The sequence below is a fragment of the Halomonas sp. ATBC28 genome, from assembly GCF_005937175.1.
Lineage (GTDB): Bacteria > Pseudomonadota > Gammaproteobacteria > Pseudomonadales > Halomonadaceae > Vreelandella > Vreelandella titanicae.
Genome location: NZ_VCQL01000030.1, coordinates 1 through 24212 on the forward strand (window position 1 = coordinate 1; position 24212 = coordinate 24212).

Genomic DNA, 24212 nt, shown 5'->3' on the forward strand with positions numbered 1-24212 from the left:
AAGCTCTTTAAGATAAGTGCTTTGAAAACCGTACTTTAAGAAAAGAGCTTTGAAAGGAGTTGATGCCATGAGCATTCTGGTACTTGCGGATCTACACGAAGGCCAACTGGCCGGCGCCACCGCCCACATCGTGGCGGCCGCCCAAGCCATCGGTGGCGATATTGACGTTCTGGTGGCCGGTGAAGGGGTTCAGGCCGCCGCGGAAGCTGCCGCCAAGCTCGACGGCGTAAGCAAAGTCCGCGTCGCGGATAACGCCGTTTACGCCCACCAGCTCGCCGAGCCCATGGGCGCGCTGCTGGTCGAACTGGCCGATGGCTACACCCACGTGCTGGCCAGCGCCTCCACTACCGGCAAAAACGTGCTGCCACGTTTAGCCGCGCTAAAAGATGTTAGCCAGCTGTCGGACGTTATCGCCGTGGACAGCGCCGATACCTTTAAGCGTCCGATCTACGCCGGTAACGCCATTGCGACGGTGAAAAGTGACGATGCCCTCAAGGTCATCACCGTGCGCGTCACCGGCTTTGATGCGGTTGGCACCAGCGGCAGCGCGACGGTGGAAGCCGTCGACGTAGTGGTGGACAACAGCCAGTCCAGCTTTGTCAAAGAGGAGCTGGCGCAGTCAGATCGTCCCGAATTGGGCGGAGCCAAGGTGGTGATCTCCGGCGGCCGCGGCATGGGCAACGGCGAAAACTTCAAGCTGCTCGACGGCATTGCCGACAAGCTGGGGGCTGCCATTGGTGCTTCCCGGGCCGCCGTCGACGCAGGCTTTGTGCCCAACGATATGCAGGTTGGCCAGACCGGCAAGATCGTTGCCCCGGATCTGTATATCGCCGTGGGCATTTCCGGTGCCATCCAGCACCTGGCGGGCATGAAAGACTCCAAAGTGATCGTCGCGATCAACAAAGACGACGAAGCACCGATTTTCCAGGTGGCGGATTACGGCCTGGTGGGGGATCTGTTTGAGATCCTGCCCGAGCTTGAGAGCAAGTTGTAAGCGCATCTAAAAGCAGTTCACGGAAGGCCCCAATCGGGGCCTTTCGCAGATTACCTCACAATAACAACCAGCGAGTTTCCCATGCTAACGCGTCTAACCGCTTCATTAAACCTGCCGGTGATCGGTTCACCCATGTTTATCGTCTCCGGGCCAGAACTGGTGATTGCCCAGTGCCAAGCGGGCATTCTGGGTGCTTTCCCCGCGCTCAACGCCCGACCTGCTGACGTATTACGTGAGTGGTTACAGCAGATCACTCAAACCCTGGCCGACTATGACGCGCAGCACCCCGAACAACCCTCAGCGCCCTTTGCGGTGAACCAAATTGTGCACCCCACCAATGATCGTCTAGAGCACGATGTCGCGTTATGCGCCGAGTTCAAGGTGCCGCTGGTCATCACTAGTCTGCACGCGCCTAATCAAGTGGTGGAAAAGGTGCATGCCTATGGCGGGCTGGTGTTTCACGATGTGACCACGTTGCGGCACGCCAAGAAAGCGATCGATGCGGGAGTTGATGGGCTGATACTGGTCTGCCACGGCGCGGGCGGCCATGCCGGGCGGTTAAACCCCTTTGCGTTTGTGGCGGAGGTGCGCCGCTTTTACGATGGCCCGTTAGTGCTGGCGGGGGCGATTAGCAAAGGTGAACAGATCGTTGCCGCCCAGGCGCTAGGCGTGGACTTGGTGTATATGGGCACGCGCTTTATCGCCACCCAAGAGGCAAACGCTCAAGCGGCCTATAAACTGATGGTGCTGGACGCAGCGGCAGGCGACATTGTCTATACCAACCTGTTTACCGGCGTGCACGGTAACTATCTGCGGCAAAGTATCGAGCAGGCGGGATTGGATCCTGATGCGCTGCCTGAAGGTGATAAAACCGCTATGCGTTATGGCTCAGGGGGGAGCAGTAAGGCAAAAGCGTGGCGGGATATCTGGGGCGCGGGGCAGGGCGTAGGCGCTATTGCCTCTATGCACAGCGTGGCCGAAGAAGTGGCCACGCTGCGCCAGGATTACCAGAAAGCGTTAGATCATTTACGGCGGCTTTGACGAAACGCCGCCACCCGGGTGTGAAAATCTTCCGACGCCTTGCACTGATCTTGAAGCTCGCCCTCTAATTGCATCGTGTCATTTGGCGGGCGCTGGGCAGCTTCCCGTAAGGCGCGTTTGGTAGCGCTTAACGCCTGGGGCGATTGACTCACCAGTGCTTGCGCCAACGACCGAGCTTCCATTAGTACTTGGTTATCTTCGACAACCCGGTTGGCCAGGCCCAGTGCCACGCATCGCTCTGCCGAAATGGACGTCGCTAGGGCAGCCATTTCAAATGCCCTAGCATGGCCAAGCTGGCGCACCAGATGCCAGCAGGCACCGCCGTCGGGGATGAGCCCAATATTGATAAAGGCAAGCTTCAGGTAGGCGGAGTGGCCCATCACCACCATATCGCTGGCGAGCACATAGGAAACACCGATGCCCGCAGCCGCACCGCTAACCGCTGCAATCACCGGTTTATTCATTGCCATTAAACTGCGCAGAGCGGGCAGAAAGAGCGTTTCCAGCCGTTCGCTCGCAGGCTGAGACGTTGCCTTCTCAAACTCTGCCAGGTCAGCGCCGGCGCAAAACGCACTACCTTCACCTCGCAGAATCACACAGCGAACTTGCTCATTGTTTGCCACCGCCGCCAGCGCCTCATTGAGGGCCAGGGCGGTGGCTTCATTCAGAGCGTTGCGTACTTCTGGACGTGCAATGGCGACTTCGACGATACCGTTTTCAATAGCGCTGACAGTCACTAACTTGCCGACGTAATCTGGCATGTATCGCTCCCTAATTAACTTTTCTGGCAACGTTCTCAGGCAACCTTTAACAGCTCGCTGACCGTTTCGAGATGGTAGTCGCTGTCGCCCAGGTAGTGATCGAACATCACCAGATGCTTGGCGTAGTTAGCGACATAGCACTCTTCGGTCATACCCATCGCCCCATGCAGCTGGATCGCCTGTTCGGCAATAAAGCGAGCTGATTCACCACAGTAGGCTTTGGCCGCGGCAATTTTGTAATCCCGTTCGCTTGCAGGGAGCGCGAGGCTAGTGGCGGCTAAAATCGCCATGGAGCGGGACTGCTCCAGGTGCAAGTGCATATCCACCATGCGGTGCTGCAGGGCCTGAAAGGTCGAAAGCGGTACGCCAAACTGCTTGCGCTCTTTTAAATAAGCGAGCGTTTGGTCGCAGGCCTCCTCCATTGCGCCGATGGCTTGGGCGCAGAGCGCTGCGCGACCAACAGCCAGTACCTCCGCTAGCACATCGCTAACATCTTCACTCAGGCAGTTGGTTAACGGCAGCGTGACGCTGTCCAGGGTCAGATCGCCGGCGGGCTGGTCGTCGATAGTGCGATATAGGTGCGTAGATGTGCCCGGTGCATCCGCTGGCACAATAAATAACCCTAGCTTGCCGCTGGCTAATTGAGCGCTGACCAGCGTAGCCGCAGCGGCTTCAAGGTTAAGTACCACGTGTTTTTTACCATTTAACTGCCATTGGTCGCCTTGCTGGGTAGCTTGGGTAGCTACCGTAAAGGCGTCGTAGCGGGCGCCAATCTCCTGCCAAGCAAGCGCCAACTGATGCTCACCTTCAAGCAGTGGGGCTAGCCACCGGGTTTGCTGTTCGCTGTTGGCGGTAACGGCCAGCAGTTGGCCGGGCAGCACTAGGCCAGCCAGATAGGGTTCGGGCACTAAGCCTCGTCCCAGTGCCTGCATAATAATCATCAGGTCGGTGCCATCGCCCCCTAGCCCGCCCATGTCTTCGATGAAGGGCATATGCAGCAAACCCAGCTCGGCAAAGGTGCGCCATAGTGCAGAATCGCGGTTTGGAGCAGCGGCCAGCATAGCGCGGCGCTGCTCGGCGGAAACCTGGTCGGCCACCAAACGGGTGAGCGTCTCTTCGAGCATGCGCTGCTCGTCGGTTAAAGCAAAATCCATGGTGACCTCACATATTTAGAATGGTTTTGGCGACGATACTTTTTTGTATTTCATTGGCGCCGCCATAAATCGACAGCTTGCGACGATTGAAATACTGAGCGCTGGCGGCCGCGCTTTGGGCGCGCTCGTCATCCAGGCTGTCGTCGCCATGCAGGAAGTCGGGAAAGAATGGCAGCGCAGCAGGGCCCAGGGCGCGCCGGGTAAGCTCGCTTAGCTCCTGGCGAAGCTCCGAGCCGCGTACTTTTAGCAGCGAGCTCTCTGCGCCGGGTACACCGCCATCTCGGGCAGCGGCAATCACGCGCAGGTTAGTCACTTCCAGCGCCATTAGTTCGAGTTCCGCTTTCACCACCCGCTGACGGAAGCTGGGTAGCTCCAGCAGCGGTTTGTCGCGATGCTGAATCCGGCTCGCCAGCGACTTCAAGTGGCGCAGCGCCTGCTTGGCGTGACCAAGCCCCGCAATCCCCGTACGTTCGTGGGTGAGCAGGAACTTAGCGCAGGTCCAGCCCTGGCCCTCTTCACCGACGCGGTTGTCGACGGGTACGCGCACGTTATCTAAAAAGATTTCGTTAACTTCGTGGGCACCATCAAGGGTAATAATTGGCCGCACGGTGATACCCGGTGTCTGCATATCAATCAACAGAAAGCTGATGCCCGCCTGCTTCTTGGCGTCTGGGTCGGTGCGTACCAGGCAGAACAGCATGTTGGCGTGCTGGCCCAGGGTGGTCCAGGTTTTCTGACCATTGACGATATAGTGGTCGCCATCACGCACGGCGCGGGTATTTAGGCCCGCTAAATCAGAGCCAGCGCCGGGCTCTGAGTAGCCTTGGCACCACCAATCCTGGTTGCTCAAAATGCGCGGCAGATAGTGCTGTTGCTGCTCGACACTGCCGAATTTCATGATGACGGGAGCCACCATGTTAACGCCGAAGGGTACGACTGTAGGTGCATGGGCAGCAGCACACTCTTCGTCGAAAATATGCCGCTGTACCGGCCCCCAGCCTGGGCCGCCGAACTCTTTTGGCCAGTTAGACGCCAACCAACCCTGTTCGCTAAGAATATTCTGCCAGCGCAGGTAGTCATCAGCGCGCAGGTGGCGGCCCAAGCGCACGCGCTGGCTGATATCGCTGGGCAGTGCATCGGCTAGAAAGCGGCGTACCTGTTCGCGAAATGCCTGCTCTTCGGGGCTAAAGGTGAGGTTCATGGGCTATACATCCTTAGCAACAGTTGAGAGCGTGGCCTGGCGGTGTGGCCCTCCTAGGTGACGCGGGTAGCCAAACGCTTCCACCGCGAGTAAATCGATGTCACTTTCCCGGTAGCAGAAGCTCTGTTCCGCTATATTGATACTTGCCTGTTCAAGCGCTGACTGCTTTTCACTGGCTGAAGCTTGCTGAATCGCAGCATGCATCGAGCGAAGTATGCTTTTTTGCTGGCTGACCACGATGTTTAGCCGCAACGCTTTAAGCGTGAGTGCGACTCGCTGCTGAGTAAGTGGCTCTGCGCTTACATTGACTAGCTCACCTATTTGGCCATTTTCAGCAATGATCAGGCTTAGTGCCGTATCGCTGTCGATGCCAATTTCTTCCAGTGCGACAACAGGGTAATTCGCGAGGGAATCCTGAGTAGCATTTGGCGCCAGTAGGCAAAGTTCGGTGGCCTCGTGGGACGCGCTGGTTAAGCTTATGCCTGCCTTTTGCGCCGCCTTCTGCAGACGTTCAAAGAGCGGATGCTCACCGACCAGCGCCACGTGTTTAAAAGCACTGGTTTTCTCAATATCGGGCACCAGATGGGGGCTGCGTGCGGCAAAAAACAGATGAATAAGCCCGGCGCGCTGGGGGGAGTCCATACAGGCTAGAAACAGTTCTCTCTCGCGGCGTAATCCAGCCTCAAGTGATTCGGCTTCCACGCAGGCCTGAATCGCTTCGACAATGCGAAACGGCGAGAACAGTTCGGAAGACTGTTGGTTAAGATGTTCCAACGTCTTAGTGATGGCTTGGGGGTTCGCCGTCGGGGCAGGAAGTTGGCCGGTGATGCGGGGCGTTTGGGCGCCTGCCAGCACTTCCTGGGCGGCGGCTAAACCCGCTTCAAGAGGCGTTTGGGCATTGCTGATAGCATCGATAATCCCCGCCTCAAGCGCTTCTTCAGCCTCCACAAAGCGACCGCTGGTAATCATCTCTAACGCGCGCTCAACGCCCACTAAGCGTGGTAAACGCTGGGTGCCACCGGCGCCAGGCAGTAGGCCAAGCTTTACCTCTGGTAGCCCTACGCGGGTTCCTGCCAGCGCGATTCGGTAGTGGCAACCGAGTGCTACTTCCAAACCGCCGCCCAGGGCCGTGCCGTGCAGGGCGGCGATCAGCGGTTTGGGGCAGGCTTCCAGGTGGGTAATCACATCGGGCAGGAGGGGAGCTTGGGGCGGCTTGCCAAACTCACGAATATCCGCCCCGGCAATAAACGTGCGGCCATCGGCCAGCACGACCAGCGCTTTAGCATCGGCGTCGGCAATACCCTCTTTGAGCGCGTTGACTAAGCCGCTGCGCACGGCCTGACCCAGGGCATTAACCGGCGGGTTAGCAATTTGGATAACGCCTATATCACCGTGGCGCTGGTAGTGAACGGACATAATTAGGTTCTCGTATTTCGCATGATAGTGAATTGAAAATAACCTTGGCGTTACACCTATTAAGCAGCAGAGGCGCTTTGCGTACGCCGATGGTGGCGCTGGCTTAAGCGCGCCATCAACACGCCGGGCACTAGTGCAGCAAGCGCAAGGCCGATCAGTTCCCACTGGCTAAGGGGGATCATTCCACCGCCAGGCAGTGCCAGTAATAGTCCCGCAACCAGTACCAGGGCGCGAATAATGATCTCCTGCAGCGCGCCATAGCCCAGTCGCCCAACGCCCATCAAGTAGCCTTGCATGGCGGAGGCAAACAGAATGATGCCGAGCACGGCCTGGATAAACACGGCCACGATCAACAGCGGTGCGCCCTGCATAATCAACGCCGGATTAAGCACAAAGAGGAAGGGGATAAAGTAGATCACGCTACCCAGGCGCATGGCCTGCAGGCCCGTTTCCATGGGCCGGGCACCGGCCACGGTGGCGGCGGCAAAGGCACCGAGTGCGACCGGCGGAGTAATAAAACTCAGCATGCCCCAGTAAAGGATGAACATATGCACCGCCATGGGATCCAGCCCTCCGCCTTGAATCAGCGCGGGGGCTAGCGCAACGGCAAGGAAAATATAGGCGGCAGTCACGGTCATGCCAATGCCGAGTACGAAACTGGTCACGGCGCCCATAATCAGTAGCAGCGGCACGCTGCCACCGGCAATATTGATAAAGTCGTTAGCGATGGTGCCGGAAAGGCCGGTCATCGAAAGCGCACCGACCAGCATGCCCACGCCGGCCAAAATAGCGATGAGTTCGGCAAACAGCTTGGCGGCAGATGACAGCGTGTCGGCCACATCCTTCCAACCCCAGCGGTTATGCTTGGAAAGCTGGTTCAGCACTAACAGCAGCGCGGTAGCGTAAAAAGGCGCTACGGCTTCGCGCTGCATAATCAGCAGCATCCAGACTAATAACGCGAAGACAAAAATAAAATACCAACCCTCTTTGAGGGTTTGCCAAAGTGAAGGCAGCTCAACGGCGGGCAAGCCTTTAATGTCGTGGCGGGCCGCGTAGGCATCAATCTGAATAAACAGACCCAGGAAATACAGAATCGAAGGAATCACGGCGGCCAGCGCCACAGCGGAGTAGGGAATGTCCAAAAACATCGCCATGACAAAAGCGGTGGCACCCATAACAGGGGGCATCAATACACCGCCGGTTGAGGCGCAGGCTTCTACACCGCCCGCAAAGGAGCGGCTCATACCGATACGACGCATGGCGGGAATCGATAGCACGCCGGTGGTCAATACATTACTGATCACGCTGCCGCTCATGGAGCCCATCAGGCCACTGGAGAAAATCGACACCTTAGCAGGGCCGCCGCGTACATGACCCAGGAGCGCAAAGGCCAGATTAATAAAAAACTTACCGCCGCCGCTTTTCTGCAGCACGACACCAAAGACCAAAAAGCCGATCACCAGGCCCGCGAACGCCTGCAGCGGCACCCCCATGATGCTTTCGGTGCTCATGGTGTGGTACATGGCGGTTTGTTCAAGGGTGGAAGGAAACGCCTGGATCGGGCCAGGGACGATATCGGCCACCAGCGGATAGAGCGAGAATACCCCGGCAATAATCGCAATGGGTAAACCACCCGCCCGGCGTGCTGCTTCGACAATCAGCAGCCAGTAGGCGTAGCTGGCATAAATGGCGATTTCGGGCGCTGAAAAGGCCCAGCCGCGCTCCAAAATAGGTACTGCGTTGTAAACAAAATAGCCGCCAACGATAAGCGTGATGGCGCTCAATGTGTAGTCGTACCAGGGAATAGGCTGCTCTTGTTGGCGACTGCGCATGGGCCAAAGCAAAAACACCAGCGGTAGCAGCAGCGCCACAACGGCATAGTAGAACTGCGTTTCCAAGCCGGTTACGAACGTCAGTAAGCCAACGTTGAAAAGATAATCCAGCGTCATCGCCATCAAAATGACGGTGACCGTGGCGGGAATCCAGCGCAGTGCAGTAGGAAGCTGACGAATTTGGCTGATCTTTTCTTTAACCTGCTGATTATTGGCAGGCGAGGTATCTGTGGTCATGGGGGGACATCCGTCAATCAGCAGGGGGCGGCAAGTGCCGCCCCGTGGTGTATCACTCGAAGATCGGTTCGAAACCGGCATCGCTCAGCGCGGTGGCACGGGCTTCCATCCAGCCGGTAGTAAATGCCTCATCTTCACTGGGTGCGTCCTGCATAAAGCTTTCCCAGGCGGTTAAAAGCACGTTCTGGCGTTCAACGAGCTTGTCCTGATGAGCCTGCATTTCATCAGTCCATACATCGATTTCTTTGTAGTACTCCACGACCGCATCGTGGAACGGCACTACCCATTGAAGATCTTGTTGCTCTAGTGCATAGCCAAGTGCGCCTGGAGCGTTGTCTTTATAGTCATCAAAGTTTTCCTGCATGGCCTTGATCAGGCCATAAGCCACGTTGTCGTCCAGGTCTTGGTTGGCGACAACAATAGGGTAAGGGTAGCTAGCGCTAGGCACCGGGTTTTCGGCGCTGATGCCGCCTGCCCCGGAAGTGACTTCGTGAGGACGGAAGTAGGGCGCCACCGCAGCCATACGCTCCCAGCCTTCGTCGTCGTTGGGGTCTAGCACCGGCCAGCTAATGCCGCGAGGGCTACTGGCCAACTGCTGGGCGGGCGGGGTGACCGTTGTGGTAAAGGAGGCATCCACATCGCCAGCGATAATGCCGTCGAACGAGCGGCCGTAGCCGGGGTAATCAACCCGCTCTACGTCATCCCAGGTTAAACCGCCAAAGGCGAGGTACGCCTCTGTGCCTTTATTGAGCGCATCGTCGCCACGGATATAGGCGATGCGTTTGCCCGCCAAGTCAGCGGGCGTTTCAACGTCCAGGTCGCCCGCAACCGCAAGGGAAAGACCAAAAGAGGCAGTGGAAGTGGTAATCACGCGTAGTGGCTGAGGACCCCAGTCACGGTCGGCAAACATCATTACCCCTTCAGCGCCGTAGTAGCTGGCGATCCCGCAGGCGCAAAGGTCAACGCGGCCCTGCTTAAGCGGCGTCATCCGTGAAACATCGTTGTCCCCCGGCAGGATACGCACTGATGAATCGTATTTGTTCTGCAGCATATTGCCGATGGCGACGGCTTGGGCATAGCCGCTTGAGTTAGTGCCGTAGGCCGTCCAGGCCATGGTGCCGGGGAGTTCAATGTCACTGGCGTGGCTGACTGCTGCGCCGAGTAGCGATAAAGGTAAGGCGGCGATGAGTAGGCGGTGAGCAAATGGATGCATTGGGATGCTCCTTTATTGTGGTTGTGCTTAAGGTTTTAGTTACGTTTTGCTACATAGTGTTTTGCTATGCGGTACTTGGTTTTGCTAAGTGGTCGGCTGATAGTAGAGAAGCCGCTGGGTGGCTGTCAATGCTGTTGTCAGCAGCGGTGCCCGTTGGTATACAACAGGCATAAAAAAACCAGGCAAAAGCCTGGTTTTTCAGAGCAGTAGCGAGAGCAATGCAGTTAAGAAAATTCACGCCAAGCGGCGTAGGTGCTTAAAAACACCCGCCCGGTAAGCGCATCCAGAAAGTCACTCTTCTTAAGCTGATCCATTACCGGGCCTTTTACCTCGGATAAATGCAGTTTTACATCGGAGTCTTTTAAACGCGCATTGATAGCATCAAGGCTCTCTAGCGCAGAGGCATCGATCAGGTTGACCGCCGAACAGATCAGCACAACGTGCTCAAGCTCGGGTTGGCTCGCCACCAGGTTATAAACGGTGTCTTCCAAATAGCGCGCATTGGCAAAGTAGAGGCTCTCATCGATGCGCAAGAGGGCAACGGTATTGACCGTTTCGACATCGTGGCGGGTAGTGTTTCTAAAATGTTCGGTACCGGGCACACGACCTACCAAGGCGCTATGCGGACGGCTGGTACGGTACAAAAATAGCGCAATAGAAAGTGTCACACCGCTGATGATGCCGGCTTCAACGCCCTCGCACAGCGTGAGTAGAATCGTCACCGCCATGGCGGCAAAATCGCTGCGAGAGTAGCGCCAGGTTTGGCGCAGCATGGGAATGTCTACCAGCGTCAAAATCGAAACGGTGATTGTTGCGGCCAGGGTCGCGATGGGCAGATAGTAGAGCCAGCCGGTAAATGACAGGGTGACCAGCGCAATACCTAGTGCTGCAAAGGCACCGGCGGCAGGTGTTTGCGCCCCTGCATCGTAGTTAATAACGGTGCGGGACAACCCACCGGTTACCGGCATGCCGCTGGAAAACCCGGCGGCTAAATTGCTGGCGCCCAGGCCTATTAACTCCTGATTGGGGGAGATGCGCTGGCGCCGTTTGGCGGCCAACATCTGGCCCATGGAGACCGACTCCACAAAGCCGACCAGGCTAATCAGCAGCGCTGGGATTAGCAGTGCCCGCCATAGCGAGTAGTCTGCCCAAGGAAAGCTTAACGAGGGTAAACCACCGGGAATTTGCCCTACCACGGAGACGCCTTTATCGGCCAACTGCCAATGCCAGGTCACCAGGGTGGTAATCACGACCGCAAAGACTGGCCCCGCTTTGGCGATCAAGTCCGCCAGAGTGCGTGGCAGGCCCAGCGTGAGCAGGGCGGCTTTACCGTGGCGCCGCATGGCAATCAAAAACAGCAGGGTTCCACTGCCAATCAGTAGGGTGGGTAAGTTAAAGGTGGTTAAGTTTGGTACCAGGGTGATAAGACGTTCCACCAGGGTAAAGCCACTGCTCTCAACCCCCAGTAAGCTGCCAAGCTGGCTGGCCGCAATCAAAATACCCGACGCCGTTAAGAAGCCGGAGATAACCGGGTGGCTTAAAAAGTTGCTGAAAAAGCCCATTTTCAGCAGCCCCATCACGACCAGCATGCCACCGGAAAGCAGTGACAGGATCAGCGCTGCCTGTAAGTAGGTCTCCGTACCCGCGGCTGCTACTGAGGAGAGCGCGGCACCGGTCATCAGCGCGATGATTGCCACCGGCCCGACCGCGAGGGTTTTACTGGTGCCAAACAGGGTATAGATCAGTTGAGGCAGGATGCTGGCGTAGAGACCCACCACCGCAGGTAACCCGGCTAGCAGCGCATAGGCCAGCGATTGGGGAATGACCATCACGGTGACGATCAAGCCCGCCAAAAGGTCTGCCCCCAATAGGCGTTTATGGTAGTGGGGGAGCCATGTCAGGATCGGCAAGTAGCGCTTTAGCATGGGGTCCTGGTGTTGTAGAAGTGGCAGAACCAAGAGAGTAAGGGATATTCCATTTCATTGCAGTGCTTATATTCATTTTTACTGCGGTAACCCAATGATGACCAAGCGCTTATAGGATTTGTGTCTTCGCCAAAAGTGCTACTTCCTTCCCCCAAAGTGCTACTTCTTTCATAAGCGTTACACGCTAAGCTTAGTCGCAAAGGGGGTTGAACCCCTCAGAAGTAGTATTTTCGATACTCAATAACATCAATAAAAGAGTACAGCTCATGCGCTTACTGCGATTGTGTGTTCCGGTGCTGTTTGTAGTGCTGTCGATAGGGCTTGCCATACAAGGAGGGCTCTGGCGTTATCTGGCACTTCTATTCGCCGCGCTAGGCGGTGGCGCTATGCTACTCAGCGTACTGGAAGGCGTCTACCGAGCCGACCAACGTCGCCTGGAACAGCATCGGCTTGGCTTTAAGCCGCTGCGTGATTACCGTTCGCTTCGCGCCATGGCCTACAGGTTAATGAACCGCGCTAGCAGCACAGCGATTGCCTCGGCAGAAGTGTCGCACTATGCCGATCTGATGGATCAGCGCCTCTCAAAGCAAGAAACCATGGCTCGTGAAGCTTCATCGAGCATGACGGCCATTAATGCAGCCATTATGCAGGTGAGTGCCAGCGCCAGCCAAGTGGCAGCGCTGGCAGAGAGCGCCCGGGAGGCCAGTCATCACAACCATGCTGAACTGGACGATATTATTCAGGACATGAGCGATGTTGCCGACCGCTCAAACCAAGCGCTGGAAATGCTGACCGCGCTGAACGATAAAATTGAGCGTGTACGTAACGTTACTTCCATGATTGAGGATATCGCCGAACAAACCCATCTGCTGTCGCTCAATGCGTCAATTGAAGCGGCCCGAGCGGGTGAACACGGGCGAGGGTTTGCAGTCGTCGCCGGCGAAGTGCGCAACCTGGCACTCAAGACCTCTACCGCAACGCAAAGTGTCGATGAGCTGGTTAAGGGATATGCATCAGAGCGGCCAGTCGGTCGTCGCCACTATGGGCCAGTTAATGACCCGTATCAGCAAGCGCTCCAAGGGGCTACAAGTGGTCGGCAACAGTCTGGGTACGATGACTCAAGAATTCGACCAAGTGCAGAGGGAAATTACCCGTGTTGCCGATGCCATGGAAAACACTCGCGAACATAGTCAAACCGTGGCGGACAGCCTGAGCCAGTTGGAAGATGATGTCGATGAAGGCAATCGTAATATGCATGATTTGGCTGAGCAGGCCCGGGCATTGATGGAGGCTGCCGAAGGGGTCGATGGTGAACTGGCTCAACAGCATTTGGAGGGTCGCCACCAGCAGGTATTCCACGCTGCACGATTAACCGCCGATAAGTTGGGTAAGCTGCTGGAAAAAGCGATTGCCCGCGGGGAGCTTTCAGACACCCACCTGTTCCAGCCCCATTATGAACAGATTCCGGGTACGCAGCCGCCGCAATATAAAACCGGCTTTGATAGTTTCACTGATAGGTACCTGCCCGATTTGCAGGAGCCTTTGCTCACGCAGCTAAGCTTAAGCTATGCCATTGCCTGTGACCGTAAAGGCTATGTGCCGACCCATAACAAAGCGGTCAGTCTTGCACCAACCGGTGACTACGCGCACGATTTAAAGTTCTGCCGCAACAAACGCATTTTCGATGACCCGACGGGCAGCCGCTGTGGGGCTCATGAAAAGCCGCTGCTACTGCAAACCTACAAGCGCGATACCGGCGAAATCATGCACGACCTCTCTGTGCCGGTGTATGTGCAGGGTAAGCACTGGGGCGGATTCCGGGTTGGCTACCAGCCTGAGCGTGATATAGCGACTCCCCCTGCGTTGCAGTCAGAGGCCGCCCCAGTACCACCGCTTGCACTAACCAGCCGTAGCGTAGCGCGGGCGTGATTGCCATGCCGACCAGGAGTAGAGCGCGAGCCCGATCCAAATAAGCACAAACGTTGCCAACTGAATAAGGCCCAGGGGCTCGCCGAACACGGTTAAGGCAATCAGAAACTGAATGCTGGGGTTGATGTACATCAAAAAGCCCAGGGTTGCCAAACGCAACCGGCGTGCCGCGCCGGCAAAGGCCATTAACGGCAGCGCGGTCAAAGCCCCACTGGCGATCAGCAGGCCAGTCGATGACGTATCTTGTAGAAAATGCGAGCTGCCGTTCCAGCTTAACCAGGTCAAGGCGATCAGGGCGAGGGGGAATAGCAACAGGGTTTCCACAAACAGTCCCGATAATCCGTCCAGTGGCACCTGCTTACGAAACAGGCCGTAACTGCCGAAGCTTAACGCCAGTAGTAGACTAAGCCAGGGCAGTTCACCCAGCATCACAAATTGCGTGGCAATGGCCACGCTGGCCAAGCCCAAGGCGACCAGCTGCAGCTTGGCCATCACTTCCCGAAGTACCAGCATGCCTAGCGCGACGTTCACTAATGGCGTTAAGAAGTAGCCCAGGCTCGCCTGCAATACCTGCTTCGACTCCACTGCATAAATATAGATACCCCAGTTAAACGCAATCAATAGCGCGCAGGCCAACACGCGGCCAAGCCGCTTGGGTTCACCCAGTGCAGTGACCACCGGCGGCCAGCGGCGCAGTAAGGTAATCAAGCCGACCAAGAAAAGACACGCCCAAATGATACGGTGAATCAATATTTCAAAGGCGGGAATGCCGTCAAACAGGGCAAAAAATAGCGGAAAGCAGCCCCACATGGTGTAGGCGGTTAGCCCATACATAACGCCTTTGACGGCATCAGGGTCGCGTGTTGGAGTAGGAAGCATAGCAGCCTCATTATTTAAAGATGCTAATCTAGCATAAACGTTGTCTTGAGACTGACGAATTGGAGGTGTTAAGTGAGTCAACTTAGGAACACGCTAGTGCAGTGTGATCTGCGCTGGGAAGATCCCCAGGCCAACCACGCTCATCTTGAGAAGTTGCTGGGCGAGCTGGATAGCCGCGACACGGATCTTATTGTATTGCCTGAGATGTTTGCCACTGGCTTTACCATGAATTCCCGCGAAATGGCCCAGCCGATGGCGGAAAGTCAAAGCGTTGCCTGGCTACAGGCCCAGGCGAAGGCGCGCAACTGCGTGATGACCGGCAGCGTGGCGATCGAAGAGGACGGTGAGTTTTATAACCGCTTGATTTGGGCAACGCCGGAGGGGGTGTTAACCCACTACGATAAGCGTCACCTATTCCGTATGGCCGGTGAGCATGAGCGCTACGGTATGGGCAGTGAGCGTAAAGTGGTAGAGCTCAATGGCTTTAAGCTGCTGCTGAGCGTTTGCTACGACCTGCGTTTTCCGGTGTGGATGCGTCAGCAACCAGCAGAAGGGGAGCATTTCGAGTATGATGCGCTGCTGTGTATCGCCAACTGGCCAGCACCGCGTCGTCATCCATGGCGTACGCTGCTACAAGCCCGTGCGGTAGAGAACTTAAGCTATGTGATTGGCGTTAATCGCGTTGGAGAAGATGCCAAAGGGCTTGCCTACAGCGGCGACTCCCTGTTGGTCGACTTCAAAGGTGAAGCGTTAATTGATAAACCTGCCCATACCCCGTTTATAGAGACGGGCACGCTGGATAAAACTGCCCTTGATGCTTTTCGTGAAAAATTTCCTGCCTGGCAAGATGCCGACCACTTTAAGCTGCTGCCAGGAGTGGGTTAATGATGCGCCTTGATCGCTTTTTGAGTGAAACCACGCCATTAACCCGTAGCCTGGCTAAGCGGGCACTCAAAAATGGTGAGGTAACCCTCAACGGCGAGCCGATCAAGCAGTCGGCGACCCAGATCGATACCGATAACGATGTGGTGGTGCTCAACGGCGAGCGGTTGGCGCTGGTTGGCTTGCGCTACATTATGCTGAACAAGCCCGTCGACGTTGAATGCAATGCCCGCCGCGGACTCTATCAGCGCGCGATAGATCTGATAGATCTGCCCAAAGCCGATCGGTTACAGCCGGTAGGGCGGTTGGATGTGGATACCACGGGACTGCTGCTATTAACCGATGATGGCCAGTGGTCGCACCGTGTCACGTCACCGCGCCATCGCTGCGCCAAGGTGTATATCGCTGAGCTAGCGGAACCGATGGAAGGTGCGACGGCGGAGTGGGCGATTGGTCAAGTCGCCGATGGCCTGATGCTGGATGGAGAGGAGACCCCGACACAGCCTGCAACACTCAGGCTGCTTTCGCCCACCCAGGCAGAACTCACCATTACCGAAGGGCGCTATCACCAAGTGAAGCGTATGTTTGCCGCCTTGGGTAATCACGTGAATTCACTGCACCGCAGCTCTATCGGTGACTTGGCTTTGGATGCCAACCTGGCGCCCGGCGAGTGGCGAGAATTAACCGCCGACGAAATCGCGCTTTTCTGAGTCCTTGCTTAAGGTCTCTATTAGCCGCTTCCCAAAAGGGTAAGCGGCTTTATTTTATCTGAATATTTATACCGTTATCTTTGTTCTGACACCAACAATAGCAAGTATCGTGACTCGATAAAGTTAGTAAGTCAGAACTAGTGAGTCAGATGCGCAGCGGCAATCAACGCTTGAGTATAAGCGTGCTGTGGCGCTGAAAGCACCTCTAGGCAGGGGCCTTGTTCGACCACTTCGCCATCCTTGAGCACCATAATACGGTGTGCCATGGCACGCACAACGGCTAAGTCATGGCTTATGAATAAATAACTTAGCTGACGGCGTGCCTGCAAATCGCGCAACAGGGCGACTAGCTGCTTCTGCACGGTACGGTCTAACGCCGAGGTTGGCTCATCCAGCACCAATAGTTCCGGTTCTAAGATAATCGCTCTTGCCACGGCAATGCGCTGGCGCTGACCGCCGGAGAACTCGTGGGGGTAGCGCGCGGCACAGCTCTCGGGCAAACCTACCTCGTGCAGCGTTTGATTAACCCGCTGGGTGACTTCTTCAGTGGTGAGATGGGGGTAGTGAAAGCGCAGCCCCTCGCTGACGATATCAAACACTGGCATGCGCGGTGAAAGCGCGCCATAGGGGTCTTGAAACACCATTTGCAGGCGATGGCGGTGGCGGCGTAACGCATCGCCGGTTAGGGCGCTTAGTTTATCCTTGCCAAGGGTAACATCGCCTTGGCTAGTGACCAGCCGCATGACCGCTGACGCCAGCGTGGTTTTACCTGAGCCGGATTCACCGACAATGCCCAGGGTTTCCCCTGGCGTGATTTGAAAATCTATTGGATGCACCGCCACAAAAGCAGGGGGCTGGCGCTTAAATAAGCCGGTCTTAGGGCGCTTAAAGCTCACGCTTAATTGACGAGCGGTCAGTAGCGGCGCTGTATGCTCTATAGCTTGGGGCCTACCTTCCGGCTCAGCGGCCAGTAGCGCTTTAGTGTAATCGCTTTGAGGGTGCTGAAAGACCTGCTCCACCGGGCCGATTTCTTGAATACGTCCCTGGTACATCACGCAAATGCGATCGGCATGGCGGCGCACCAGGTTTAAGTCGTGGCTGATAAACAGCATGCCCATGCCATGATGATCGCGTAGTTCACGCAGCAGGGCGAGAATCTCCTGCTGTACCGTGACGTCCAGCGCGGTGGTGGGCTCATCGGCAATCAGCAGTGAGGGATTGTTGGCAATCGCCATGGCAATCATCACCCGCTGGCGCTGCCCACCCGAGAGCTGGTGGGGCCAGGCATCCAACAATTCGTCCGGGCGCGGTAGTTTCACTTGTTCCAACAGTTCTTTGCAGCGTTCCCGGGCCGCCTGGCCCCGCAGTCCTTGATGCAGCCGCAAGGCCTCACCAATCTGCTTGCCCACCCGATGCAGGGGGTTGAGCGAGGTCATCGGCTCCTGGAAGATAAAACCGACGCGATTGCCACGCACCGTGTTCCACTCAGTTTCCGTTAAAGTGGCCAGATTGGTATCACCTAGCCAGCGTTCGCCTTGAACGCTGGCATTACTGGGCAGCAAATTCACCATGCCCAGCGCCGATACCGATTTACCCGAGCCGGACTCACCGACAATGGCCAGGGTTTCACCTGCATGGAGGGTGAGTGAGAGTGAGTGAACCACCGGGGTGCTATCAAAAGTGACATCAAGGTGTTCAATGCGCAGCAGGGGATTAGGCATGCTGAGTCTCCTGAGCTGGGCCTGCTTGGCGCTGTTGTACGTGGCGGGGATCAAAGGCGTCGCGCAAGCCCTCGCCGATAAATACCAGCAGTGACAGCATGATCGCCAAGGTCATAAACGCCGTGATGCCCAGCCAAGGGGCGTGTAGATTATTTTTGCCTTGGGCAGCAAGCTCACCCAGCGAGGGAGCACCCGGCGGCAGGCCGAAGCCGAGAAAATCCAGAGCGGTCAAGGTGCCAATGGCGCCGGTAAACAGAAACGGAATAAACGTCAGCGTGGCGACCATGGCATTGGGTAGCACGTGACGCCACATGATTAAACGTGACGGCAAGCCCATGGCTTTGGCCGCGCGCACATACTCCAAATTGCGTGCACGCAGGAACTCGGCACGCACGATATCGACCAGGCCCAGCCACGAAAAGAGCAGCATAATCCCCAGCAGCCACCAAAATCCCGGCTGAACAAAGCTGGCTAAAATAATCAGCAGGAAGAGCACCGGTAAGCCGGACCAAATTTCAGTGAATCGCTGACCGATCAAATCAATTTTGCCGCCAAAGTAGCCCTGCACACCGCCCACTACCACACCGACGACTAGTGATCCTGCGGTGAGTGCCAGTGCAAAGGCTACCGAGAGTCGAAAGCCATAAATCACCCGTGCGGTCACATCCCGCCCTTGGTCATCGGTGCCCAGCCAGTGGCGGCTATCCGGCGGGGCCGGAGAAGGGCGGGTCATATTCATGTCCAGGGTCTGATATGAAAACGGAATAATGGGCCATAGCGCCCAGCCATGATCATCAATTTGTTGCTGAACAAAGGGATCCAGATAGTCCGTTCGGGTCGGTAGAAAGCCGTCAAACTCGGTTTCTGGGTAGTCCACCAGCATGGGAAAGTACCACTGGCCGTCGTACTGCATGATGATCGGTTTGTCGTTGGCAATTAGCTCGGCAAACAGGCTAAGAATAAACAGCGTGGCAAATAACCAAAGTGACACCCGGGCACGGCGATTGGCTTTAAAAGCGGACAGTCGACGGCGAGTGATAGGCGATAAACGTGATGATAAAGAGGCCATTATCACGACTCCCGAGTCGAAAAATCGATACGCGGGTCTACCCACACGTAGGTCAAATCGGAAATCAGCTTGAGGATTAAGCCGATCACGGTATACAGGAATAGGGTGCCGAAAATCACCGGGTAATCCCGCTGCATGACCGCTTCGAAACCGAGCAGGCCCAGCCCATCCAGGGAGAAGATCACTTCGATAAGCAGCGCGCCGGTGAAGAAAATACCGATCATGGCGGCGGGTAGGCCCGCGATAATAATCAGCATGGCATTGCGAAACACATGGCCGTAAAGCACGCGCCGCTCGTCGGCCCCCTTGGCGCGGGCGGTAATTACATACTGCTTGTGAATCTCATCGAGAAAGCTGTTTTTGGTTAGCATCGTCAGCGTGGCAAAACTGCCAATCGAGGCGGCGATAACCGGCAGTGTGATATGCCAGAAGTAGTCTTTGACCTTGCCCCAGGCTGAAAGCTGGTCGAAGTCGGGTGAGGTCAAACCGCGTAAAGGGAATAAGTCCCAGTAGGTGCCCCCGGCAAACAGGACAATGAGCAGGATGGCAAACAGGAAGCCCGGAATGGCATAGCCGACAATCACTAACCCCGACGACCAGACGTCAAACCGGGAGCCGTGGCGTAGCGCTTTTTTAATGCCTAACGGGATAGAGATTAAATAGACCAGCAGTGTCGTCCAGAGCCCCAGTGATATGGAAACCGGCAGCCGCTCGATCATCAGCTCTGTGACCGGGCGGTCGCGGAAGAAACTGGTGCCAAAATCGAGGGTGAGGTAATCCGCCATCATGCCGATAAAGCGTTCGTGGGCGGGTTTGTCAAAACCAAACTGCTGCTCCAGCTGCTCGATAAAGCGTGGGTCAATACCTCGGGCTCCCCGGGAGTCATCGCTGACCTGGACATCGGCGCCCCCCATATCCAAGCGAGTGCTGGCCATGGCGTCGGCGCCTTCAAAACGCGCCAGCATCTGATCAATTGGCCCACCCGGCGCCGCCTGAACAATAATAAAATTGAGTAGCATGATCCCGAAAAGGGTCGGAATCATTAGCAGCAGTCGGCGTAGGGTATAACGGGCCACAGAGCACTCCGAGGTTTATGACGATGAAACCGTTGAGGACAAGCCGTTGCATTTAAGAAGTTGTAATCGGGCCAAAGTTAACGGCCGCGCTGGCGGCGCTGCAGTTCTGCTTCACGGTCAGTGTCTACCCACCACGCATCCAGATCCATGGCGTATTTGGGGAAGGGTTCGGGGTAACCAAACTTATCCCAAATGGCGATGCGGGTCTCCCCAGAGTGGTAGTGGGGAATCACATAGAACCCCCAGCGCAGTACCCGATCCAACGCGCGCGTGGCGGTATCCAACTCTTCACGGCCCTCAGCACTAATGATCTCCTCCACCAGTGCATCGACCGCCGGATGTGCCAGCGCCATCCGGTTACGGCTTTGCGGTGCTTCGGCGGCGGCACTGGTCCAGAAGTCGCGCTGCTCATTGCCCGGATTGTTCGACTGCGGGAAATGGCTGATCACTATGTCATAGTCGTAATTGCGCTGCCGGTTTAAATATTGATTAATATCAACGATACGCAGCGATGTCTGCACCCCCAAGCGGGCCATGTTGCGAAGCATGGGTTGAACGACCCGTTCAAGGCCTGAGTCATAGAGCAATACTTCGAGGCTTAACGGCCGTCCAGTCTCCTGATTGACTAGCACGCCGTCCTCTACGCGATAACCTGCCTCACGCAGCAGGTCGAGCGCTTTGCGCAGCCTCTCGCGCAAATCAGTGGGCTGCTCAATGGGCAGCGGCTCGGTAAAGAGACGGTCAGAGCCGTGAGAGGCTATTAACGCTTCGTGAAAAGGCTCCAATAGTGTCAGTTCTTCTTCAGAGGGTAAGCCGGTGGCTTCCATTTCAGAGTTTTGGAAAAAACTCTTGGTGCGCTGGTAAGTGCCGTAAAAAATATTGGTGTTGAGCCACGGAAAATCAAAGGTCAGGCTCAGTGCTTCCCGCACCCTCGGATCCTGAAATTTCTCTTTACGCAGGTTGAAGACAAACGCCTGCATCATGGAGGGGTTAACATCAGGCACTGTTAGCCGCTTAACCAAGCCCTCTTCATAGGCTGGAAAATTATAGCCAATCGCCCAGGTGGCGGCGCGTGCATCGGTACGGAAGTCCGTCAGTCCCGCTTTAAAAGCTTCCCAGGCAATATCGCGGTCACGGTAGTAGTCGTAAATGATGCGATCAATATTGTATCGGCCAACGTTGACCGGCAAATCTTTACCCCAATAATCTTCATCGCGCTGATAAACAATTCGCCTACCTGGGTCTACTTCGCTAATGCGATAGGGCCCGGAGCCTGGGTGTGCCGCAAGGGTGGGGGAGTTGAATTCGCGGGGCTCCCAGTAGTGGCGGGGGAGTATGGGTAACTGGGCGACGATTAACGGCAGCTCTCGGGATTGAGTGTCGTTGAAGGTGAACCGTACCTGATGCTCATTGAGGGCGATGGCTTCTTCCACTCCCGCGTAGTAACTGGCGTAAAACGGATTTCCCTCTTCGCGGAGCAGATTAAGCGAGAACACCACATCGTAGGCCGTGACAGGTTCCCCATCTTGAAAACGCGCTTCAGGGCGCAGGTCGAACTCAATCCACTCCCTGTCAGGGTCAAGGCGCACGCCTTCGGCCAGCAAGCCGTAGAGGCTAAAGGGCTCGTTGGGGTTGCTGACCATAAGGGTGTCATAAATTTGTGAAATGCCGGTAACTGGCGTGCCGCGAATAATAAACGGATTGGTCGAGTCAAAGCTGCTCCCCACGGCGGTATGGGTAATGGTGCCGCCTTTGGGGGCCTGTGGGTTTACGTGAGGGAAGTAGGGGAAGTCGGCTGGCAGCTCGGGGCTATCGTAAAGCGATAACCCATGAACTGTTTCAATAGGAACCACGTTGTTTGCGTCGGTGTTCAAATCACCCACCACATTAGTGTTGGTGGCGGTGATAGACGTCGACTCTGACGCTATTGTTTCGGCGTCTGAAGCCAGTATTGAAACGTTGGACAGCAGGCCACTGATGAGTAGAAGCGTTTTCGCAAAAAACAAACCACGCGGCATTTGAGACATCCCATGTGAACAAAGCCAACTAGTTAACCCGGTTTAACGCCCTGAAAGTGTCAGCAGTTGGCCTGGTTGCAGAGTGCTGGGGCGGTCAATCGCATTCCAGCGTATAAGGTCTTGCTGGTCAATATTATACCGGGCCGCAATCGCAGAGAGACTGTCGCCTCTTTCAACGCGGTGGGTATTGCCACGGCTGTTTTGCGCAAGCGCTTGGTTGCTGTCTTGTGTTTGACTGCCGCCTTGAGAAAGCTGCGCTAGCATCTGGGTATCCACTTCTTCAGGTACCAGCAGTGTCTGAGCACTACGGGGGTCAATGCTGCCATTGAGCAAGCCAGGGTTTAATTCGGCTAACGCGGTTTGGCTGACACCCAGCAGTTGAGAGGCTTCTGAGAGCGTCACTGCTTGGGCCAACTTAACTTTAGCGAAGGCCGGATCAACATGTATTTCCGGCAAGCTGACACCGTACTGCTCAGGGTCGTTAATGATGGTCGCGATGGCTTTCAGTTTGGGCACATACTGCATGGTTTCATAGGGCAGCGAGAGATCCCAGTAATCACCGTTTAGGCCTTGGCTTTGGGCCTGGCGTCGAGCGCGGTTAACGGTGCCTGCGCCGGCGTTATAAGCCGCTAATGAAAGCATCAGATCGCCTTCATACCACTGATCGGCCTGCATTTCCAAGTAGTCCAGCGCCGCTTCGGTGGAGGTTAAAACGTCTAACCGGCCATCGTAGTTTCCGTTGCGTACCAAACCCAATGCATCACCAGTGCCGGGCATAAACTGCCATAGCCCAGCAGCGCCGCGATGACTTCGCGCGCCTGGGTCAAAGGAGCTCTCGACGAAGGGTATTAACGCGACTTCACCAGGCAGGCCACGCTCGCTAACTTGCTGGGTAATCCAGGCAAGCCAGGGAGAGGCGCGTTCGGTGATAGTAGCAATGTTTTCGGGGCTGGAACGGTAGTGCTCAATCCATTCGTCTACCCGTGCTTGGGCCTCGTCTGGCAGTGACTTCTCTTGCCACTGAAAGCTTTTACGCAGCGTTGTCCAAGCGTCCTGAGGTTCCAGCTCCAGCGCCTCCCAAAAATGGATTCGGAACGGCGTGGGGCGTGGTTTTGTAGCGTCTACTGATTTACTGGTTGATGCCGTAGATCCTTCATAGGCTGTCGCAGAGGCTTGTGAGCTTGCCGCAGCGGCTAACATTAGGCCCATTATTACGGTACTGCCAGCGCTCAGCATCAAGCGCTGGCGAATCGTTCGATAGGTCATAGTTGCATTCGTTTGGTTTCGATAGCGTTCTTAAAAACGGTTCTTCCACTCGCGTAGAGTGGTGAACGTAGCGAGATCATCATTATTAACACCCTGGGTGCCTGCCGCTTGGCGCACGCTATCAGTGCCCACACGGAGGTAGGGATTAATTTTCAGCTCGCGTCCTATCGTGCTGGGTAAGGTGGGGCGATCCAATGCCCGCGCCTTTTCACACTCCTGCAAGGCGTGTTTGACGTCTTCGTTTTCAGGATCCGCAGCACGGGCAAACGTTAGGTTTGCCTGAGTGTACTCATGGGCTGCAAAGACCAGTGTATCTTCAGGGAGTTCCGCAAATTTTTTCAGCGCGGTGTACATTTGCTCCGGGGTACCCTCGAATAAACGACCGCAACCCGCGCAAAAAAGGGTATCACCGCAGAACAGTAGTGCAGGGATACCCGCTGTGAAGTAGCTGATATGATCCAGCGTATGGCCGGGGGTCGCCATGACGTCAAACAAGCGACCCATAATGCGGACTTCGTCGCCATCACCCACGGTTTCATCGATGCCTTCAATCTTGGGATTGTCGGGGCCGATAACGTGCGGAGAGTAGCGTTTAATTAATTCTGCTAAACCACCGGTATGATCATGATGATGGTGAGTAATCAGAATGCAGCTTAGGGTGAGCGACTCACGCTCAAGAAACTCGATCACCGGGGCAGCTTCACCGGGATCCACCACACAAACGCTTTGACTGGTATCTTGTCTTAATAGCCAAATATAGTTGTCGCTAAGGGCGGGGATCGGTGTCACGCTCATCATCGGCGAGATCCTTTAAGTTACGAAAAAACACATCAAACATTGCGCTTATTAGCGCTAAATCGGTGCGTAAAAGGCGTTAAAAAGCCGTTA

18 protein-coding genes and 1 pseudogene are annotated in these 24212 nt (G+C 56.0%); 5 read left to right on the forward strand and 14 right to left on the reverse strand.

Going from position 1 to position 24212, the window contains the following annotated elements:
* The first annotated feature begins 67 nt into the window (after nt 1–67).
* A complete protein-coding gene (locus E0L35_RS23115; RefSeq protein ID WP_138801545.1) occupies nt 68–994 on the forward strand; it encodes an FAD-binding protein in 927 nt (308 codons plus the stop codon).
* An 81-nt stretch (nt 995–1075) separates the two neighbouring features.
* Nucleotides 1076–2035: a nitronate monooxygenase family protein gene (locus E0L35_RS23120; RefSeq protein ID WP_027959565.1), complete on the forward strand. Its 960-nt coding sequence runs from the start codon at nt 1076–1078 to the stop codon at nt 2033–2035.
* Here the strand turns inward: E0L35_RS23120 and E0L35_RS23125 are convergent.
* From E0L35_RS23125 to sulP, 7 genes are all read right to left on the reverse strand, one after another.
* The gene (locus E0L35_RS23125) at nt 2017–2796 is read right to left on the reverse strand and encodes an enoyl-CoA hydratase-related protein (protein ID WP_138801546.1); all 780 of its coding nucleotides are present in this window, start codon (nt 2794–2796) and stop codon (nt 2017–2019) included. The two genes, E0L35_RS23120 and E0L35_RS23125, sit on opposite strands and share 19 nt — an antisense overlap.
* A gap of 35 nt (nt 2797–2831) precedes the next feature.
* The gene (locus tag E0L35_RS23130; protein ID WP_138801547.1) at nt 2832–3950 is read right to left on the reverse strand and encodes an acyl-CoA dehydrogenase family protein; all 1119 of its coding nucleotides are present in this window, start codon (nt 3948–3950) and stop codon (nt 2832–2834) included.
* A gap of 7 nt (nt 3951–3957) precedes the next feature.
* Nucleotides 3958–5151: an acyl-CoA dehydrogenase family protein gene (locus tag E0L35_RS23135; protein WP_138801548.1), complete on the reverse strand. Its 1194-nt coding sequence runs from the start codon at nt 5149–5151 to the stop codon at nt 3958–3960.
* Between the two features lie 3 nt (nt 5152–5154).
* Nucleotides 5155–6567, reverse strand: coding sequence for an enoyl-CoA hydratase/isomerase family protein (locus E0L35_RS23140; protein ID WP_138801549.1), 1413 nt, complete (start codon nt 6565–6567; stop codon nt 5155–5157).
* A gap of 59 nt (nt 6568–6626) precedes the next feature.
* Complete coding sequence (locus E0L35_RS23145; protein ID WP_138801550.1) at nt 6627–8636, reverse strand: TRAP transporter fused permease subunit; 2010 nt, start codon at nt 8634–8636, stop codon at nt 6627–6629.
* A gap of 52 nt (nt 8637–8688) precedes the next feature.
* The gene (locus tag E0L35_RS23150; protein ID WP_138801551.1) at nt 8689–9849 is read right to left on the reverse strand and encodes a TAXI family TRAP transporter solute-binding subunit; all 1161 of its coding nucleotides are present in this window, start codon (nt 9847–9849) and stop codon (nt 8689–8691) included.
* A 224-nt stretch (nt 9850–10073) separates the two neighbouring features.
* Entirely contained in the window at nt 10074–11774 is a 1701-nt protein-coding gene (gene sulP / locus E0L35_RS23155; protein ID WP_138801552.1) for a sulfate permease, read from the reverse strand.
* A 266-nt stretch (nt 11775–12040) separates the two neighbouring features.
* Between sulP and E0L35_RS23160 the strand changes: the two are divergent.
* A pseudogene (locus E0L35_RS23160) lies at nt 12041–13703 on the forward strand (methyl-accepting chemotaxis protein).
* Here E0L35_RS23160 and rarD read toward each other — a convergent pair.
* Nucleotides 13674–14582, reverse strand: a complete 909-nt coding sequence (rarD, locus tag E0L35_RS23165) for an EamA family transporter RarD (RefSeq protein ID WP_022523340.1) — start codon at nt 14580–14582, stop codon at nt 13674–13676. The pseudogene E0L35_RS23160 and the gene rarD overlap by 30 nt on opposite strands.
* Before the next feature lie 72 nt (nt 14583–14654).
* Here rarD and E0L35_RS23170 point away from each other — a divergent pair, with 72 nt between their 5' ends.
* Both E0L35_RS23170 and E0L35_RS23175 read left to right on the forward strand, forming a co-directional pair.
* Nucleotides 14655–15467, forward strand: coding sequence for an amidohydrolase (locus tag E0L35_RS23170; RefSeq protein ID WP_138801553.1), 813 nt, complete (start codon nt 14655–14657; stop codon nt 15465–15467).
* Between the two features lie 2 nt (nt 15468–15469).
* Nucleotides 15470–16174, forward strand: coding sequence for a pseudouridine synthase (locus tag E0L35_RS23175; RefSeq protein WP_138801563.1), 705 nt, complete (start codon nt 15470–15472; stop codon nt 16172–16174).
* 137 nt (nt 16175–16311) lie between these two features.
* On the opposite strand, the gene E0L35_RS23180 is transcribed toward E0L35_RS23175, so the two are convergent.
* The 6 genes from E0L35_RS23180 to gloB form a co-directional block, all read right to left on the reverse strand.
* The gene (locus tag E0L35_RS23180) at nt 16312–17895 is read right to left on the reverse strand and encodes a dipeptide ABC transporter ATP-binding protein (protein WP_138801554.1); all 1584 of its coding nucleotides are present in this window, start codon (nt 17893–17895) and stop codon (nt 16312–16314) included.
* The gene (locus tag E0L35_RS23185; protein WP_027959552.1) at nt 17888–18964 is read right to left on the reverse strand and encodes an ABC transporter permease; all 1077 of its coding nucleotides are present in this window, start codon (nt 18962–18964) and stop codon (nt 17888–17890) included. Before E0L35_RS23185 ends, E0L35_RS23180 begins: the two co-directional genes overlap by 8 nt.
* A gap of 2 nt (nt 18965–18966) precedes the next feature.
* Nucleotides 18967–20040: a microcin C ABC transporter permease YejB gene (locus E0L35_RS23190; protein ID WP_007114307.1), complete on the reverse strand. Its 1074-nt coding sequence runs from the start codon at nt 20038–20040 to the stop codon at nt 18967–18969.
* A gap of 77 nt (nt 20041–20117) precedes the next feature.
* Nucleotides 20118–22058: an extracellular solute-binding protein gene (locus E0L35_RS23195; protein WP_138801555.1), complete on the reverse strand. Its 1941-nt coding sequence runs from the start codon at nt 22056–22058 to the stop codon at nt 20118–20120.
* Nucleotides 22059–22100: 42 nt separating this feature from the next.
* On the reverse strand, nt 22101–23324 hold the full coding sequence (locus E0L35_RS23200) for a transglycosylase SLT domain-containing protein (RefSeq protein WP_027959550.1): 1224 nt from the start codon (nt 23322–23324) through the stop codon (nt 22101–22103).
* 30 nt (nt 23325–23354) lie between these two features.
* A complete protein-coding gene (gene gloB, locus E0L35_RS23205; protein WP_009287828.1) occupies nt 23355–24122 on the reverse strand; it encodes a hydroxyacylglutathione hydrolase in 768 nt (255 codons plus the stop codon).
* Between the last annotated feature and the right edge of the window lie 90 nt (nt 24123–24212).

Excerpts from the sequence above, each read along its gene's own strand:
- E0L35_RS23115 (WP_138801545.1), top strand. The coding sequence starts at position 68 with ATGAGCATTCTGGTACTTGCGGATCTACACGAAGGCCAACTGGCCGGC.
- E0L35_RS23120 (WP_027959565.1), top strand. The coding sequence starts at position 1,076 with ATGCTAACGCGTCTAACCGCTTCATTAAACCTGCCGGTGATCGGTTCA.
- E0L35_RS23125 (WP_138801546.1), bottom strand. The coding sequence starts at position 2,796 with ATGCCAGATTACGTCGGCAAGTTAGTGACTGTCAGCGCTATTGAAAAC.
- E0L35_RS23130 (WP_138801547.1), bottom strand. The coding sequence starts at position 3,950 with ATGGATTTTGCTTTAACCGACGAGCAGCGCATGCTCGAAGAGACGCTC.
- E0L35_RS23135 (WP_138801548.1), bottom strand. The coding sequence starts at position 5,151 with ATGAACCTCACCTTTAGCCCCGAAGAGCAGGCATTTCGCGAACAGGTA.
- E0L35_RS23140 (WP_138801549.1), bottom strand. The coding sequence starts at position 6,567 with ATGTCCGTTCACTACCAGCGCCACGGTGATATAGGCGTTATCCAAATT.
- E0L35_RS23145 (WP_138801550.1), bottom strand. The coding sequence starts at position 8,636 with ATGACCACAGATACCTCGCCTGCCAATAATCAGCAGGTTAAAGAAAAG.
- E0L35_RS23150 (WP_138801551.1), bottom strand. The coding sequence starts at position 9,849 with ATGCATCCATTTGCTCACCGCCTACTCATCGCCGCCTTACCTTTATCG.
- sulP (WP_138801552.1), bottom strand. The coding sequence starts at position 11,774 with ATGCTAAAGCGCTACTTGCCGATCCTGACATGGCTCCCCCACTACCAT.
- rarD (WP_022523340.1), bottom strand. The coding sequence starts at position 14,582 with ATGCTTCCTACTCCAACACGCGACCCTGATGCCGTCAAAGGCGTTATG.
- E0L35_RS23175 (WP_138801563.1), top strand. The coding sequence starts at position 15,470 with ATGCGCCTTGATCGCTTTTTGAGTGAAACCACGCCATTAACCCGTAGC.
- E0L35_RS23180 (WP_138801554.1), bottom strand. The coding sequence starts at position 17,895 with ATGCCTAATCCCCTGCTGCGCATTGAACACCTTGATGTCACTTTTGAT.
- E0L35_RS23185 (WP_027959552.1), bottom strand. The coding sequence starts at position 18,964 with ATGGCCTCTTTATCATCACGTTTATCGCCTATCACTCGCCGTCGACTG.
- E0L35_RS23195 (WP_138801555.1), bottom strand. The coding sequence starts at position 22,058 with ATGCCGCGTGGTTTGTTTTTTGCGAAAACGCTTCTACTCATCAGTGGC.
- E0L35_RS23200 (WP_027959550.1), bottom strand. The coding sequence starts at position 23,324 with ATGACCTATCGAACGATTCGCCAGCGCTTGATGCTGAGCGCTGGCAGT.
- gloB (WP_009287828.1), bottom strand. The coding sequence starts at position 24,122 with ATGATGAGCGTGACACCGATCCCCGCCCTTAGCGACAACTATATTTGG.